Here is a 16075-nt window from a genome sequence, read left to right as displayed (position 1 = left end):
TTCAGCGCCCCTGTCGACGGTGGAGGAACATCAGCCGCTCCAGCAGCTGCACGTCCTGTTCGTTCTTGATCAAGGCCCCGGCCAGTGGCGGCAGGGCCTTTTCGGCCGGTGCGTCGGTGAGCTGGCGCGCGGCCAGCTCATCGGCCATCAGCAGCCGCAGCCAGTCCACCAGCTCGGAGGTGGTGGGTTTCTTCTTCAGCCCCGGGACCTCGCGCAGCTGGAAAAAGGCCCGCAGCGCGTGGCCGACCAGCTGCTGGTCAATGGCCGGGAAATGCACATCGACAATCTGGCGCAGGGTATCGGCATCGGGAAAGGCGATGTAGTGGAAGAAGCAGCGGCGCAGGAACGCATCCGGCAGCTCCTTCTCGTTGTTGGAGGTGATCAGGATCACCGGGCGGTGGCGCGCGCGCACGGTCTGGCCGGTCTCGTAGACATCAAAGGCCATCGCGTCCAGTTCGTGCAGCAGGTCGTTGGGAAACTCGATGTCGGCCTTGTCGATCTCGTCGATCAGCAGCACCGCGCGCTGCTCGCTGGCAAAGGCCTCCCACAGCTTGCCGCGGCGGATGTAGTGGCCGATGTCGTGCACGCGCGCATCGCCCAGCTGCGAGTCGCGCAGGCGCGACACCGCGTCGTATTCGTACAGGCCCTGCTGCGCCTTGGTGGTGGACTTGATGTGCCAGGTGATCAGCGGTGCGCCCAGCGCGGCGGCCACTTCCTCGGCCAGCAGGGTCTTGCCGGTGCCCGGCTCGCCCTTGATCAGCAGCGGCTTCTGCAGTGCGATGGCCGCATTGACGGCGGCCATCAGCTCCGGGGTGGCGATATAGCGCTGGGTACCGGCAAAGCTCATGCCCCGGCCTCCTGGCGGCCCTCGGCGACCATGCCCAGGTACTGGTCCTTGACCTTGACGTAGTGGTCGGCCGAATAGCGCAGGCCTTCGATGTCCTTCTGGCTGAGATCGCGCATGTGGCGGGCCGGGTTGCCGGCCCACAGCTGGCCGCTGCCGACCACCTTGCCCGGGCCGACCACCGCACCGGCGGCGATGAAGGCATTGGCCTGGATCACCGCGCCGTCCAGGATCACCGCGCCCATGCCGATCAGGCAGTAATCGCCGATCGTGCAGGCGTGGATGATGCAGCCGTGGCCGACGGTCACGCCCTCGCCGATCAGCGTCGGGTAGCCGCCCTTGTTGTAGGGGCTTTCGTGGCTGACGTGGATCACGGTGCCGTCCTGCACGTTGGTGCGCGCACCGATGCGGACATGGTTGACGTCACCGCGGATCACCGTGCCCGGCCAGACCGAGGCATCGGCGCCGATTTCCACGTCACCGATGATGGTGCAGGCCGGGTCGATGTAGGCGCGCTCGCCGACGGTGGGGAATTTGTCCAGGAAGGGGCGCAGGGCAGGCATGGTCGGGGGTCCGTCAACACAAGTGGAAGCCCGGATGATAGCCGGACGGCAGCCGGCTGCATGACAGTTGTCAGGTGCGATGGCTGACGCTTGCCAGTAGGGTGGCAGGCGCAGGCAGCGGAGCATGGCCGCACCAACCAGGGAGTTCAGCCATGTCGATCACGATCACCCACACGGAAGACACCATGCGTCAGCCCCATCCCTTTTTCGACCGTTGGCCGCAGTGGCTGCGGCCGGCCGATGACTCGGCGCTGATGCGCTGGGCTCGTGCGACATCGCACAAGCGGTCCGACTTCTACTTTTTCGTCGTAACGCCGCTGCTGATCCTGCTGTCGGCGCTGGTTGGCCTGATTGCACTGCCGTTTCTTCTGCTGTCCGGCAATCTCGACGCGCAGGGGGTATATGGGCTGATCGGTGTTCCCCAGAGCATGGAGAAAGATCTTTCGCCGTTGCTGGGCAGCCTCGCCTACGAACTCTGGGGTGGGTATGTCCTCATCGTTGCCTGGTGTCTGTGTGCGTGGTTGCCGGTGAGGCGGTCGCTGTGCCTGGCGCTGGTGGCGATGGCCGGGGTTCTGGCCGTGCAGGCCTGGAGTCCGTCCCACTCGCTGATCCTTCCCTACGGCCTGGCCGTGGGCTGGCTGATCGATGACGTGATCGGGAGCAAACCCCGGCTTTCCAAGCTGGTTCAGGTGCTCGTGGTGCTGATCGCTGTCGGCGTCCATGCCGGTCTTACCCTGGGGCTGGGGCAGGGCCTGGCGAGGACGGGAGGGGTGCTGCTGCTGGCCGTATCGATGTTGCTGTCCACCTGGTACTACACCGCTGAATGGTCCCGCCGGAAACTGCTCGACAACAGCCAGGCCGCGCTGCGTGCCCAGGCCAGTGCCGCCGAGCGTGAGCGCATCGGCCGTGACCTGCATGACCTGCTCGGCCACACCCTGTCGCTGATCACGCTGAAGCTGGAGCTGTCGCGCAAGCTGGCCGACAGTGACCCGCAGCGCTCACGCAAGGAAGCCTTTGATGCCGAAACCGTCGCACGCCAGGCGCTGGCCCAGGTGCGTGCAGCGGTGACCGGGATGCGTGCCACCGACCTGCATGGCGAGATCGCCTCGGCCGGCCTGCTGCTTGAATCGCGCGGTGTCAGCTGGCAGGCGCATGCGCCGCCGCCGCTGCCGCCGGGGCTGGACACCGCACTGTCGCTGGTGCTGCGCGAGGCGGTGACCAACATCGCCCGGCATGCCGACGCCAGTACCGCCAGACTGCAATTCGTCGTTGCCGGCGATGTGCTGCAGATGATCATCAGTGATGATGGGCGTGGCATCGGCACGCGACGTGGCAATGGCCTGACCGGGATGCGCGAACGGGTGGAAGCCGTGGATGGTGTGCTGTCCATCGATGGCGGGCGTGGCATCGGCAGCCAGCTCACCGTCAGTGTGCCGCTGGCGGTGGCGGTGGAGCAGCCGGCATGATCCGCATCGTCCTGGCCGAAGACCAATCGATGGTGCGCGGCGCCCTTGCCGCCCTGCTCGGGCTGGAGCCGGATATCGAGGTGCTGGAAGCGGTTGGTGATGGCGAGGCGGCCTGGCGGGCGATCGAGCGTCACCGCCCGGACCTGCTGGTCACCGATATCGAGATGCCCGGCCTGACCGGGCTGGAGCTGGCCCAGCGCATCGCCCGCCAGGAACTGGCCACCCGCGTGGTGATCGTCACCACCTTCGGCCGCGCCGGCTACCTGCGCCGGGCGATGGAGGCCGGGGTCGGGGGCTATCTGCTCAAGGATGCGCCGGCCGAACAGCTGGCCGCCGCCCTGCGCACGGTGCAGGCCGGCGGCAAGGTGGTCGACCCGCAACTGGCGGTGGCGGCCTGGACCGAGCTCGACCCGCTGAGCGAACGCGAGCGCCAGGTACTGCGGCTGGCTGGCGAAGGGCTGACGTCCGGTGACATCGCCAGCCGCCTGGGCCTGAGCCACGGCACGGTGCGCAATTACCTGTCCGAGTGCATCAGCAAGCTGGCCGTCTCCAACCGGGTCGAGGCGTATCGGCTGGCGCGGCAGAAGGGTTGGCTGTAGCCGCAGTGGAACAATCAGTCTTTTTAAGTGGGGTTTATTGCAGATTTGTTGGTAATAGACTGTCGGCATCGCCACCCATGTCGGGCGGCCTCCTCGGAGCATCCGTGATGATCACCCTGCGCGCCGCCGCCGACCGTGGCCATGCCAACCATGGCTGGCTCGATTCCTGGCACAGCTTTTCCTTTGCCGGCTACCACGACCCGGCCCACGTCCACTTCGGCCCGCTGCGGGTGATCAACGAGGACCGGGTAGCTGCTGGCGGTGGCTTTGGTGCCCATCCGCACCGCGACATGGAGATCATCAGCTACGTCATCGACGGGGCACTGGCGCACAAGGATTCGATGGGCAATGTCGGCACCATCGTGCCCGGTGAGGTGCAGCGCATGAGCGCCGGCACCGGGGTGATGCACTCGGAGTTCAACCACAGCCCGGGCACCACCCATTTCCTGCAGATCTGGATCTTCCCCGACCGCCAGGGGGTCACCCCGTCGTACGAGCAGAAGGCCTTTGCCGAGGCCGACAAGCGTGGCCGCCTGCGGGTGGTGGCCAGCCCGGACGGGCGCGAGGATTCGGTCTCCATCCACCAGGACGCGCTGCTGTATGCCGGGCTGTTTGACGGCGACGAGCAGGCCAGCCTGGCGCTGGCGCCGGGCCGGCTGGGGTATGTGCATGTGGTGCGTGGCCAGCTGCAGGTCAACGGCCGCGCGCTCGGTGCCGGTGATGCCCTGAAGTTCGACGGCGAGCCGCTGATCACCCTGGGCCAGGGCAACAACGCCGAAGTGCTGGTGTTCGACCTGCCGCCGCTGGCCTGAGCCGGCCACGACGTGATCGCAACGCAGGCATCGGCATCCTGCCCGCCTGCCCTTCTGGAGTGTGGCCATGCTGCAACAGGTGATTGATCAACGCCGGCACTCGCTGGGCCAGCTGGAAGTGGGCCGGGTGCTGCCGCACCGCAGCCGGCGGATGGTCGGCCCGTTCGTGTTCTTCGACCACATGGGCCCGGTGCAGTGGGCTGCCGGCTTGCCGCGCGAGGCCGACATCCGCCCGCACCCGCATATCGGCCTGGCCACCATCAGCTGGCTGTTCGAGGGCTGGATGATGCACCGTGACAGCGTCGGCAGTGAGCAGCCGATCCTGCCCGGCGAGGTCAACTGGATGACCGCCGGTTCGGGCATCACCCATTCGGAGCGTTTCGAGCAGCAGCGCGCCCAGGGCGGCCCGCTGCATGGCATCCAGACCTGGGTCGCGCTGCCCGACGGCCAGGAGGAGATCGCCCCGTCCTTTGACCACATCGATGCCGCTGATGTGCCGTTGATCGACGAACCCGGCCTGCGTGGCCGGCTGATTGCCGGCAGTGCGCTGGGCCTGCGCTCGCCGGTGCCGGTACACAGCCCGCTGTTCTATTTCCACCTGGAACTGGCCCCTGGCCAGGTGCTGCCGCTGCCGCCGGGCGAGGTGGCCGCCTATGTCGTGGCCGGGGCACTGGCGGTGGGCAGCCAGACCCTGCAGCCGGGCCAGCTCGGCGTGTTCGCCCCCGGAGCCCAGGCCCGCGCCAGCGAACCGACCACACTGATGCTGTTCGGTGGCGAGCCGGTCGGCGAACGCTTCGTGGACTGGAACTTCGTCTCATCCTCGCGCGAGCGGATCGAGCAGGCCAAGGCCGACTGGCGCGCCGGGCGGATGAAGCTGCCCGACGCCGACGACCAGGAATTCATCCCGCTGCCCTGAAGGGCCATGCCCGGCCAGGGCCACTGAATGCTCTGGCCGGGGTGGGGCTTCAGCGGCGCTTGCCGCCGGCCATCGCCTGCCACACGCCATCGCGGTGGACCCAGGCATGCAGCAGGGCAGCGCCGATATGGCCGAGCACCAGAGCGGCCAGGGCCCAGGCACCGAGCTGGTGGATCTGGTGCAGCAGGCTGTAGGTGGCCGGCGACGGGGCGACCAGCGCCGGCAGCAGCGTGCCCGGCCACAGCTGTACCGGCAGGCCCCCGGCCGAGAGCATCGCCCAGCCCAGCAGCGGCATCGCCAGCATCAGTGCATACAGCGCGACATGGCTGGCCTGTGCCGCCCACACCTGCCAGCGCGGCAGGCTGGCCGGCAGCGGCGGGGTCGCCTGGGTCAGGCGCAGGCCCAGCCGCAGCAGCGCCAGCAGCAGGATGGCCACGCCCAGTGGGCGGTGGATGTCCAGCAGCAGCGGGCGCAGGGTCAGCGAACTGGTCATCACCAGGCCAACCCCCAGCATCGCCACGATCAATACCGCCATCAGCCAGTGCAGCACGCGCAGGCTGGGGGCAAAGCGGTCCGGCTGTGCACTCATGGCGTGTCCTCCGCTGCCTGGCGCTGCTCCTGCAGCCGGCGGTTCCAGGATTGGGCGTAGACCGCCGAGCGGGCTGCCAGGATCGGGTCGGCCGAGATCGCGATGCCGTCCGGAACCACGGTGGGGTCAAAATTGACGCCATCGCAGTAACCGCCCTGCTGGGGCTGCATGGCATCGATCCACAGCGTGCCGGCATCGACCGTGCGCCGCTCCTGCGGCCAGGCGATGGACGGGTCTTCCAGTACATCACCCGGCTCGGCCAGCTGCAGCTGCAGGGTCCAGCCGACCGGACCCTGGGCCAGGCGTCCGGCCAGCTCGGTACTCAGGTAATTGGCCGGTGCCTGCTGGCGCTGCTGCTCGCTCATGCTCTGTGCCTCGGCCAGTGGTACGAACGACCAGCGCAGCGGGGTGCGCTGGCCATCAGCGTCGACAAAGTAGAAGGTGTGGATGCCGTTGTAGCCGGTATTGGCCCAGCTGTCGGTCCACGGTGCCGTGCGCGCCCACTGGGCAAAGGCACGCGCACTGGGGTAGCGGGCCTGCAGCGCGGCGATGGCGGCCGGGTCGGGCTTGCCGGTGGCCGGGTCCGGGGTCTGCGCGCGCACCTGTTCCAGGAAAGCTTCGGCGCTGGGCATGGCAAAGAACGGGAAGCTGTTCATCGCCAGCCGCCACTGCTGGCCATCCTCACCGGTCAGCTGCAGGGCCAGGCTGCGCACCCGCGCGGCGGCCTCGGCGGCCTCCGGGCCACCGCCACCGATCGACAGCCGGCCCTGGGCCGGGATCCGGGTCTGGGTGAACATCGCTGCCCGCGACAGCTGGGCCAGCGCCGGCCGGGGTTCGAACCAGCCGGAAACGCAGACACCATGGCTGTGCGCGCGCCGGTAGCCGGCATGCCTGGCGCCGCTGGCTTCCAGCGTATCGATGAACTGACGGGCCTGGCGCGCCGGGCCCAGCCGGTCGGACAGATACAGCAGGCCGCCCGCGGCGGCGGCCAGCAGGGCACCGATCGCGGCGGTACGTCCCAGCCGCTGGCGTGTACTCAAAGGAGGAGGGGACATGGATCCACGCGTGCTTGCCAAAGGTCGGGGCACAGTATCGGGTACCGCTGCCGGCAGGATGAAAGCACGCCATCCGGACAGTCCGTTGCACGGATGCAGCCACCGGCACACAGCCCTCCGCCGGCAGGCACCCACGCCGGCCAATGCCTTCCTCCCCTTCCTCACTCCTCTCCACTCACTTCTGGCTACTGGTTCCTCGCTCCCCGCCGTCCGCACCAACAAAAAACCGCGCCCGAAGGCGTTGTTCTGTCGGTCAGGCAACAAGGCCGGCAACCACCGCCTCTCGTTCCTCACTCCTCTCCACTCACTCCTGGCTACTGGTTCCTCGCTCCCCGCCGTCCGCGGCAACAAAAAACCGCGCCCGAAGGCGCGGTTCTGTCGGTCAGGCAACAAGGCCGGCAACCGCCGCCTCTCGTTCCTCACTCCTCTCCACTCACTCCTGGCTTTTAGCCATAACGCGCCTTGAGCATCGCCCAGGCACTGCGCAGGGCCAGCGCCTCGCCACCGGCCGGGCGGCCCGGGCGGTCGGTATCGTTCCAGGCGTACACGTCCAGGTGCGCCCAGGTCTGGCCGGCCGGGATGAAGCGCTCCAGGTACAGCGCGGCAGTCACCGCACCAGCCATGCGCGAGCCGGCATTGGCCATGTCGGCAACCCCGCTCTTGAGGTAGCGCAGGTAGGGGCGGTACAGCGGCATGCGCCACACCGGGTCGGCGCAGGCGATGCCGGCATCGATCCACTGCTGTGCCAACACATCGTCATTGGCGAACAGCGCCGGCAGGTCCGGCCCCAGCGCGATCCGCGCCGCACCGGTGAGGGTGGCAAAGTCGATGATCGCTTCGGGCTTGTCCTCGGCGGCATAGGCCAGCGCGTCGCACAGGATCAGCCGGCCCTCGGCGTCGGTGTTGTCGATCTCCACGCTGATCCCGGCGCGGGTGGTGACCACTTCACCCGGGCGCAGTGCGTTCGGGCCGATGGCGTTTTCCACTGCGGCCACCAGCAGGGTCAGCTGCACCGGCAGCTTCTGCGCCATCACCAGCGCGGCCAGGCCGATGGCATGGGCGGCACCGCCCATGTCCTTTTTCATGTTGCGCATGCCGTCGGCCGGCTTGATGTCCAGGCCACCGGTATCAAAACAGACGCCCTTGCCGACCAGGGTCAGCTTCGGCGCATCGGCCTTGCCCCAGCGCAGTTCGATCAGGCGCGGGGCACGGTGCGAGGCGCGGCCCACGGCGTGGATGGTCGGGAAGTTGTGCTCCAGCAGGGCATCGCCGGCAATCACCGTGCACTGGCCACCGTGGGCCTGGGCCATCGCCTTGATGGTGTCTTCCAGCTGCTGCGGGCCCATGTCCTCGGTCGGGGTGTGCACCAGGTCGCGCACCTGGCAGCAGGCGGCGATCAACGCAGCGACCTCGGTCGACGGCGTGGCGGCCAGCTGGGCCGGCGCTCGCGCCGGCTTGCGGTAGCGGTTGAAGCGGTAGCTGCCCAGGCCCCAGCCCAGGGCGAGCAGGTCGGCATTGGTATCGCTGCTGGCCAGCTGCCAGCTGGTGCCGGCCGGCAGCGCGAACGGGGCGTGGGCGTAGCTGTAGGCATCGTTGCGGTCACCCACGCCGATGGCGGCCGCGGCCAGGCCGTCGGCACCGGGAATCAGCGCGACGCTGCCGGCGGCGGCGGTGAAGCCGGTGGCATCCAGGTAGGCGGCCACCGCTGCCGGCTGGGTTGCGCGCCAGGCCGCCAGGCCGGTGCTGTCGAGCACGTACAGCGGCAGCGCGTTGTCGGTGGGGGCGGTAAAGCCGGCAGGCAGGGTCATGGCAGGTCCTCGTTACGGAAGTCAGGCGGCGACGTGGGCATCGAGCCAGTCGGCCAGCCCGGTCAGGGTGTCAAAGTGGAGGTCAGGCTGCAGCGCAGGGTGGTTCCATTGCGCGCCGATCCGGTTGATCCAGCAGCCGCGCAGGCCCGCGCGCTGGGCGCCAGCCACATCCAGCTCGATGTGGTCACCGACATGCAGCACCTGCGGTGGCGGCACGCCGAGCTGGGCGCAGGCGGCATGGAAGATGCTCGGCGCCGGTTTGGCTGCGCCGTGCTCACGCGCGCCCAGCTGGAAGGCAAACAGGTGGTCGATGCCGATGGCCGTCAGGTCGGCGTTGCCATTGGTCAGTGCGGCGATCGGGAAACGCGCGGCGATGCGCTGCAGTGCGTCCAGCGCATCGTCATAGAAGGTGACGGTGTTGCGCGCGGCATAGAACGCCTCGTAGGCCGGCTGCACCAGTTCCAGTGGCGCACCACTGGCCTGGAACGCCGCTTCCAGGGTGATCCGGCGCAGCGCCGACAGGTCGTGGGCCAGCTCCGGGTGTGCCTGCCAGGTGCGCTCGCGCAGCTGTTGCATGGCCGGTATCGGGAAGCGTTCGGCGGTGGCCGGGCTGTGGGTGCGCAGCCAGCGATCGAGCACCTGGTCGATATGCGAGGCGATCGGCGCAAACGGCCACAGGGTGTCGTCCAGGTCCAGGGTAATGGCAGCAATGGGCATGTTCACCGCGCCATTCTACCCCCGCGCCGGGGTGGGCCCGGCGCGGGGTCATCGCCAACGCTCAGGATTCAGCGTTGTTCGTCTTCGCCCAGCTCGGTCGCCGCTTCGGCGGCCGGCGGCTGCTGGCCGTGGCCGCTGGCGTTCAGGGGCTGGCTGACCCCGGCCGCGGCTGCGGTGCTGGTGGCCATGCCCGGCACCGCGCTGGCCACTTCGGCGCCGGCGGCCTGGGCACCGTCTTCGTGCTGCCCGGCTTCGGCCGCGGCGAATTCGGCTTCGGCCGCTGCCACCTGGGCCCGGGTCGCGGCCAGCAGGCCGGACAGGGCAGTCAGCAACTGCAGGATCTTCGGGGCGGAGGCAAAGCGCGAGGCGACCCCGGCGGCGGCCTTTTCCGGATCCAGCTTGCCGGAGACGAAGCCTGCGCCGAGGCCGGCACCGAGGATGCGCCACGGGGTCCAGGCCGCATGCCAGGTGCTGCGCATCTGCTGCATGTTCTGGCGCAGCTGGGTGCGGCGGCCGTCCATGACCTGGCTGGCCCGTTCGATGCGTCGCTGCACCTGGGCCAGGTTGGGCTTGCGCACCTGGTCCTGCTCATCGTCGCCATCGTCGCGTGACAGGTGGGCCAGCTGCTTGCGGCTGGCCTCGAAGCGGGCCATCTCGAAGTAGCGCAGTGATTGCCACGCACCCACGGCGGCCACCAGCAGGCTCACCAGCGCACTGATCGAGGTGGCGGCCAGCCAGCTCAGCCCGGCTGCGTACAGGCCGGTGATCAGGGCGGCCATCAACAGCAGCCAGGCGCTGGCCCCGAAGGCCACCGCGATACCCAGCCAGACGGCGGCACGGGCGAGCACGATGCGTGCCTGGGCCACTTCGGCAGCCACCAGCCGGCGCATCGCCCGGCCCATGTCCCGCCCGGAGTCCAGGCTGTCGCGCCCGGCCTCGCCGATGGTCTGGAAGGCCTCGCCGATGCCCGGGGCGTCACCCCCGGGCAGGTCCGCCGACGCAGACGATGCCGCCGTGGCGGCGGTATCGGGCGTGCTCACGTCAATCGTGGCTGCTGCGGGTCAGCTTGGCGATCAAAAAGCCGGCGGCAAACGCCACGCCGAAGGAGGCCAACGGCTTTTCGCGGATCAGCTCGGCAGCGCTGTCGATCAGGTCGCGGCTCTTGTCCATCAGCGCATCGACCTGTTCCTTGGCCACCGCACCACCGGCGTGGGCGGCGGACTTGCCGTACTGCGCGGTTTCAGACAGCTCGGCCTTGATCCTGGCCTTGGCCTGCACGGCTTCGTCGGAGACGGAACTGGCCACGCCCTTGACCGCGGTGCCGGCGGCATTGGCAGCGGCCTTCAGGTGGCTGCCGGCTTCGTTGAGCTGATCCTTGAGGTTTTCGCTGTTGGTCGGACTCATCGCTTACTCCTTTGCTGGGGGAACAGCGCCTGCTTGGCGCCAAAGAGCGGTCTTGATAGCACGTTCGACATTCACACGCTGTCAGCGCATCACCAGGTCGCCCCGCCGGTTGCCACGCAGGATGCGCAGCACCAGCTGCGGCGGCTTGCGCTTGAAGCTGGCACGCAGCCCGGCCAGGTCATTGAATTCACCGGCGCTGCTGGCCAGCAGCACATCGCCGCGGGCCAGGCCACTGGTTTCGGCGCGGCTGCCACGGGCCACCTCGGCCACCAGCACCCCGCTCAGGCCGGCCTGGCGGGTGGCTTCGGGCAGCTCGATGAAGCGGGCGCCGCCCAGCCGCGGGTCCAGGCTCTCGCCGGAGAGCTGGCGCAGCTGCTCGTGCAGGGTCGCGCGCAGGGTCAGCGGCTTGCCGTCGCGGCGGATCTCCAGGCTCAGCCGGCTGCCCACCGCCTGCAGGCCTTCGATGTTGTGCAGGGCCGCGGCATTGGCGATGCGCTGGCCATTGGCACTGAGCACCACATCGCCGGGCTGCAGGCCGGCATCGGCCGCACCGGAGCCGGGCAGCACGCGGGTGATCAGCGCGCCGCGGGTTTCCTCCAGCCCCAGCGCATTGGCCAGCTGCGGGGTCAGGTTCTGGGTTTCCACCCCGAGCGTGCCGCGGATCACCTCGCCATGGGCCAGCAGCTGCTCCACCACGCTGCGCGCCAGGTTGGCCGGGATCGCCAGCCCCAGGCCGATGTTGCCGGCCATCGAGCCCTGCGGGTTGAAGCTGGCGGTGTTGATGCCGACCAGCTGGCCGGACAGGTTGACCAGTGCGCCGCCGGAGTTGCCGGGGTTGATCGAGGCATCGGTCTGGATGAAGTTCTGGTAGCCCAGGCCGCGGATGCCGCTGCGTCCGACCGCCGAGACGATGCCGCTGGTCACCGTCTGGCTGAAGCCGAACGGGTTGCCGATGGCGACCACGAAATCGCCGACCTTGAGCTGGTCGCTGTTGGCCAGGGTGATCGCGGTCAGGCCTTCGGCCGGGATCCGGATCAGCGCCACGTCGGTGTCGGCATCGGAGCCGAGGAACTCGGCACTGAAGCTGCGCCCGTCGGCCAGGGTCACCTGTACGTCGTCGGCGTTGTCGATGACATGGTGGTTGGTCAACACATAGCCCTTGGCCGCATCGATGATCACCCCCGAGCCGAGCGATTCATTGATGCGCTCGGCCGGCACCTGCGGGAACAGGCGGCGGAACACCGGGTCATCGAAGAACGGGTTGCGCACCCGCACCACCTGCTTGGTGTTGATGCTGACTACCGCCGGCATGGTCTTTTCCAGCATCGGTGCCAGCGACGGCAGCGGCTGCCCGGCGACACTGGCCGGCAGGCTGGCGGCGGCCGGCAGCACGCTGGCCGCCGGGACGCTGGCGGCCTGGGCCGGGTTGTCCAGCAGCGCATGGATGCCGCTGGCGGCAAAACCACCAAAGGCCGCGGCCAGGGAGAGGGTGAGCAGGGTCGGTAACGGACGCATCGGCAGGTTCCCTTGGGGGTTGGGCAGCTTCACGAAGGTAGTGGCAGCGAGCCGGGTTTCAAGCTGAACGAGTGTTGCCAGCGGGCCCTGAACGGTCAACCAAACCCGGTAACGACGGCAAACCCAAGCCCGGTGCGGGGTTGCTGGATTGCAAGCCCCCGCGGGCAAATTTTTCGTTTGACTTGCACCGTGCGGTGGGTAAGCTGGGCTGCGTCGAAGGCACAAGATGTAGCGGTGCCACGAATGTAGTCCACTAGCGGTAGGGTTATCGCTTGAGGCAGCACCCAATCAGCAATGGTGTGCAATGACAATGATCGAAGTGCCCCGCAACAGCAGCACCGCAGGTCCCCATCCCCAGTACAGACGGGCGCGTCAGGCGTTCGGTCCGGGTGTCTGTCGTTGTCACCTTGATTGTGATCCACATCACTAATTTCAGATACGTACCTTCGGGTGCACCATGGAGAGCAGGCACAACATGAGCAAGGTTCAGGCGGTCGTCGCTACCACCGGGGTTCCGGACAGCCAGGAGATCCCGATGCAGCCGGCATCGATGGATATCTGGGACAAGAAGTACCGTCTGAAGACCAAGACCGGTGAGGCCGTGGATGCCGATATCGACGGTACCTACCGCCGTGTCGCGCGCGCGCTGGCCGAAGCAGAAGCCACGCCGGAGCTGCGTGCGCACTGGGAAGAACGCTTTGCCTGGGCGCTGCGCCGTGGCGCGATCCCGGCCGGCCGCATCACCTCCAACGCCGGCGCGCTGGAACACAAGCCGGCCACCAGCACCATCAACTGCACCGTGTCGGGCACCATCACCGATTCGATGGACGGCATCCTGGAGAAGGTCCACGAAGCGGGCCTGACCCTGAAGGCCGGCTGCGGCATCGGCTATGAGTTCTCCACCCTGCGCCCGCGCGGTGCCTTCGTCGCCGGCGCCGGTGCCTACACCTCCGGCCCGATGTCCTTCATGGATATCTACGACAAGATGTGCTTCACCGTGTCCAGCGCCGGTGGCCGCCGTGGCGCGCAGATGGGCACCTTCGACGTGTCCCACCCGGACGTGAAGGACTTCATCCGCGCCAAGCGCGAGGACGGCCGCCTACGCCAGTTCAACCTCTCCCTGCTGATCACCGACGGCTTCATGGAAGCGGTCAACACCGATGCCGAATGGCCGCTGGTGTTCCCGATCAACACCAAGGAACAGGCCACCATCGACGAGAGCGTGGACAACATCGTCTGGCGCGAGTGGCCGACCCACGAGAACTACATCGTGCGTGACGACGGCCTGGTGGCCTGCAAGGTGTATGGCCACATCCGTGCCCGCCACCTGTGGGACATGATCATGGTCTCCACCTACGACTACGCCGAGCCGGGTTTCATCCTGATCGACCGCGTCAACGAGATGAACAACAACTGGTGGTGCGAGACCATCCGCGCCACCAACCCGTGTGGCGAGCAGCCGCTGCCGCCGTACGGTGCCTGCCTGCTCGGCTCGATCAACCTGACCAAGTTCGTGCGCAACGCCTTTACCGACCAGGCCAGCTTTGACTGGGACGAGTACAAGGAAGTGGTGCGCGTGTTCACCCGGATGCTGGACAACGTGGTCGAGGTCAACGGCCTGCCGCTGGAGCAGCAGCGCATCGAGATCATGCGCAAGCGCCGCCACGGCATGGGCTTCCTCGGCCTGGGTTCGACCCTGACCATGCTCAAGATGAAGTACGGCTCGCCCGAGTCGTGCGAGTTCACCGAGGCCATTGCCCGCGACATGGCCCTGGCCGGCTGGGAAACCGGCGTCGAGCTGGCGCGCGAGAAGGGCGCCGCGCCGATCATGGACGAGGTGTTCGAAGTCACCGGCGAGATGCTGCGCAAGCGTCCGGAAATGGCCGCCGATGGCTACAAGGTCGGCGACAGCATCGAAGGCCGCGTGCTGCACGCGCGCTACAGCCGCTACATGCAGCGCATCGGCGAGGTCGCCCCGGAGCTGATCGAGCAGATCGCCACCGTCGGTGCGCGCTTCACCCACCACAGCTCGATCGCCCCGACCGGCACCATCTCGCTGTCGCTGGCCAACAATGCCTCCAACGGCATCGAGCCGTCGTTCGCGCACCACTACAGCCGCAACGTCATCGTCGAAGGCAAGAAGTCCAAGGAAAAGGTCGACGTGTTCTCCTTCGAGCTGCTGGCCTACCGCGAGCTGGTCAACCCGAAGGCGATGCCGTATGCCAGCGAGGCCGATGCCCAGCTGCCGGATTACTTCATCGCTGCCGATGACATCAGCCCCAAGCAGCATGTGGATGTGCAGGCCGCCGCGCAGAAGTGGGTGGACAGCTCGATCTCCAAGACCGCCAACGTCCCGACCGACTATCCGTACGAGGACTTCAAGGACATCTACCGCTACGCCCACGAGCAGGGCCTGAAGGGCTGCACCACCTTCCGCTTCAACCCGGCCGCCTTCCAGGGCGTGCTGGTCAAGGACACCGACCTGGCCAACACCACCTACCGCTTCGAGCTGGAAGACGGCTCGGTGGTGGAAGTGCCGGGCAACGAGGAAATCGAATACGACGGCGAGATGCACACCGCCGCCAACCTGTTCGATGCGTTGAAGGAAGGGTATTACGGCAAGTTCTGAGCCGTGCCGGCGCCGGGATCGGTTTCCCGGCGCCACCGCTTGCCGCTGCCGCATCACTCCATTACCGGGCAACGCGCCTGTCGCGGCCCCTCACCGTTAAAAGGACACGCCTGCATGGCCGTCAAGATTGCAAAGAAGATCAAGGGTTATTCGGTCATCACCCCGGATGACAAGGCGCGCGAAGCCGCTGCCGCGGCCAAAGCGCCGGCACCGCTGGCCGCCGCGCCGGCCGCCAACGACCCGGCCATCGTGCAGATGCACGAGGCGATCGAACGCCCGGAGATGCTGCTGGGCAGCACCTACAAGATCAAGTCGCCGCTGGTCGAGCACGCCTTCTACGTCACCATCAACGACATCATCCTCAACCCGGGTTCGGAGCACGAGCAGCGCCGCCCGTTCGAGGTGTTCATCAACTCCAAGTCGATGGAACACTTCCAGTGGATCGTCGCGCTGACCCGCATCATGAGCGCGGTGTTCCGCAAGGGTGGCGATGTCACCTTCCTGGTGGAGGAAATGAAGGCCGTGTTCGACCCCAAGGGCGGCTACTTCAAGGCCGGTGGCGTCTACATGCCCTCGCTGGTGGCCGAGCTGGGCTTTGTGGTCGAAGAGCACCTGAAGTCCATCGGCATGCTGCACGACCCGGAAATGAGTGCGCACCAGAAGGCGCTGATTGCCGAAAAGCGCAAGCAGTACGAGGACCGTTCCAAGGGCCACAGCGAGAAGGTTGCCGAGATTGTGGTGGTGGAGGCCAATGAAGGTGATGCCTCGTTCCCGGCCAGCGCCACCATGTGCGACAAGTGCAGCACCAAGGCGCTGGTGATCATGGATGGGTGCCAGACGTGTTTGAACTGCGGTTACTCGAAGTGCGGTTGAGGCTTGCAGAAAGCTGACATCAAGAAGTTGTGATAAAAAGCCCAGCGAAAGCTGGGTTTTTTATGGTTCATCGCAGGATACCGGGGAAGGCTGCGCGGATTTTCAAGAAGAAATATTCCTGATCGCGGTACCCGTAGGCGCGGCGTTTGATGACCTTGATGGTGTTGTTGATGCCTTCCACGATGCTGGTGTTGAGCCGGTGCCGGCAGCGGGACAGGATTCCGTGCAGGTAAGCCTTGAGCTTGTGCGCGAAGTGCTCCAGGGCCGCAATGCCGCTGCCTTGGG

General features: G+C 67.5%; 16 protein-coding genes. 6 read left to right on the top strand and 10 right to left on the bottom strand.

Annotated elements, in window-relative coordinates; genetic code table 11:
• Window position 1 precedes the first annotated feature (1 nt).
• Both ABB25_RS06285 and ABB25_RS06280 read right to left on the bottom strand, forming a co-directional pair.
• Window positions 2–847: an AAA family ATPase gene (locus ABB25_RS06285; RefSeq protein WP_057665061.1), complete on the bottom strand. Its 846-nt coding sequence runs from the start codon at window positions 845–847 to the stop codon at window positions 2–4.
• Entirely contained in the window at window positions 844–1407 is a 564-nt protein-coding gene (locus tag ABB25_RS06280) for a gamma carbonic anhydrase family protein (RefSeq protein ID WP_057665059.1), read from the bottom strand. The genes ABB25_RS06285 and ABB25_RS06280 overlap by 4 nt, the downstream gene beginning before the upstream one ends.
• Window positions 1408–1559: 152 nt before the next feature.
• Here ABB25_RS06280 and ABB25_RS06275 point away from each other — a divergent pair, with 152 nt between their 5' ends.
• From ABB25_RS06275 to ABB25_RS06260, 4 genes are all read left to right on the top strand, one after another.
• A complete protein-coding gene (locus ABB25_RS06275; protein ID WP_057665057.1) occupies window positions 1560–2873 on the top strand; it encodes a sensor histidine kinase in 1314 nt (437 codons plus the stop codon).
• Window positions 2870–3472: a response regulator transcription factor gene (locus tag ABB25_RS06270; RefSeq protein WP_057665055.1), complete on the top strand. Its 603-nt coding sequence runs from the start codon at window positions 2870–2872 to the stop codon at window positions 3470–3472. Before ABB25_RS06275 ends, ABB25_RS06270 begins: the two co-directional genes overlap by 4 nt.
• Window positions 3473–3579: 107 nt before the next feature.
• Window positions 3580–4284 carry a pirin family protein gene (locus tag ABB25_RS06265; protein WP_057665053.1) on the top strand — a complete coding sequence of 235 codons (705 nt, stop codon included), beginning with the start codon at window positions 3580–3582 and terminating at the stop codon, window positions 4282–4284.
• Between the two features lie 67 nt (window positions 4285–4351).
• The gene (locus tag ABB25_RS06260; protein WP_057665051.1) at window positions 4352–5200 is read left to right on the top strand and encodes a pirin family protein; all 849 of its coding nucleotides are present in this window, start codon (window positions 4352–4354) and stop codon (window positions 5198–5200) included.
• A 49-nt stretch (window positions 5201–5249) separates the two neighbouring features.
• Here the strand turns inward: ABB25_RS06260 and ABB25_RS06255 are convergent, their stop codons facing one another.
• The 7 genes from ABB25_RS06255 to ABB25_RS06225 form a co-directional block, all read right to left on the bottom strand.
• The gene (locus tag ABB25_RS06255) at window positions 5250–5789 is read right to left on the bottom strand and encodes a cytochrome b (RefSeq protein WP_057665050.1); all 540 of its coding nucleotides are present in this window, start codon (window positions 5787–5789) and stop codon (window positions 5250–5252) included.
• Entirely contained in the window at window positions 5786–6844 is a 1059-nt protein-coding gene (locus ABB25_RS06250) for a catalase family peroxidase (RefSeq protein WP_057665047.1), read from the bottom strand. The genes ABB25_RS06255 and ABB25_RS06250 overlap by 4 nt, the downstream gene beginning before the upstream one ends.
• Before the next feature lie 446 nt (window positions 6845–7290).
• Window positions 7291–8652, bottom strand: coding sequence for a leucyl aminopeptidase family protein (locus tag ABB25_RS06245; RefSeq protein WP_057665045.1), 1362 nt, complete (start codon window positions 8650–8652; stop codon window positions 7291–7293).
• A 21-nt stretch (window positions 8653–8673) separates the two neighbouring features.
• A complete protein-coding gene (locus tag ABB25_RS06240) occupies window positions 8674–9375 on the bottom strand; it encodes an HAD family hydrolase (protein WP_057665043.1) in 702 nt (233 codons plus the stop codon).
• A 62-nt stretch (window positions 9376–9437) separates the two neighbouring features.
• Window positions 9438–10409 (bottom strand): phage holin family protein, encoded by a 972-nt coding sequence (locus tag ABB25_RS06235; RefSeq protein ID WP_057665041.1) that lies wholly within the window; start codon window positions 10407–10409, stop codon window positions 9438–9440.
• Window position 10410: 1 nt separating this feature from the next.
• Entirely contained in the window at window positions 10411–10773 is a 363-nt protein-coding gene (locus ABB25_RS06230) for a hypothetical protein (protein ID WP_057665039.1), read from the bottom strand.
• An 81-nt stretch (window positions 10774–10854) separates the two neighbouring features.
• Complete coding sequence (locus tag ABB25_RS06225; RefSeq protein ID WP_057665038.1) at window positions 10855–12288, bottom strand: Do family serine endopeptidase; 1434 nt, start codon at window positions 12286–12288, stop codon at window positions 10855–10857.
• Between the two features lie 475 nt (window positions 12289–12763).
• Here ABB25_RS06225 and ABB25_RS06220 point away from each other — a divergent pair, with 475 nt between their 5' ends.
• Both ABB25_RS06220 and ABB25_RS06215 read left to right on the top strand, forming a co-directional pair.
• On the top strand, window positions 12764–14917 hold the full coding sequence (locus ABB25_RS06220) for an adenosylcobalamin-dependent ribonucleoside-diphosphate reductase (RefSeq protein WP_057665036.1): 2154 nt from the start codon (window positions 12764–12766) through the stop codon (window positions 14915–14917).
• A gap of 114 nt (window positions 14918–15031) precedes the next feature.
• Window positions 15032–15790 carry a TSCPD domain-containing protein gene (locus ABB25_RS06215; RefSeq protein ID WP_057665033.1) on the top strand — a complete coding sequence of 253 codons (759 nt, stop codon included), beginning with the start codon at window positions 15032–15034 and terminating at the stop codon, window positions 15788–15790.
• A 67-nt stretch (window positions 15791–15857) separates the two neighbouring features.
• Here the strand turns inward: ABB25_RS06215 and ABB25_RS06210 are convergent.
• On the bottom strand, window positions 15858–16075 hold a 218-nt coding region (locus tag ABB25_RS06210; protein ID WP_160319412.1), incomplete at its 5' end, for a transposase.

This window comes from Stenotrophomonas koreensis (assembly GCF_001431525.1).
In the GTDB taxonomy this organism is placed as follows: Bacteria; Pseudomonadota; Gammaproteobacteria; order Xanthomonadales; family Xanthomonadaceae; genus Stenotrophomonas; species Stenotrophomonas koreensis.
Note: the sequence above shows the minus strand (reverse complement) of the source record. Positions and strands in the feature narration are given on the sequence as shown.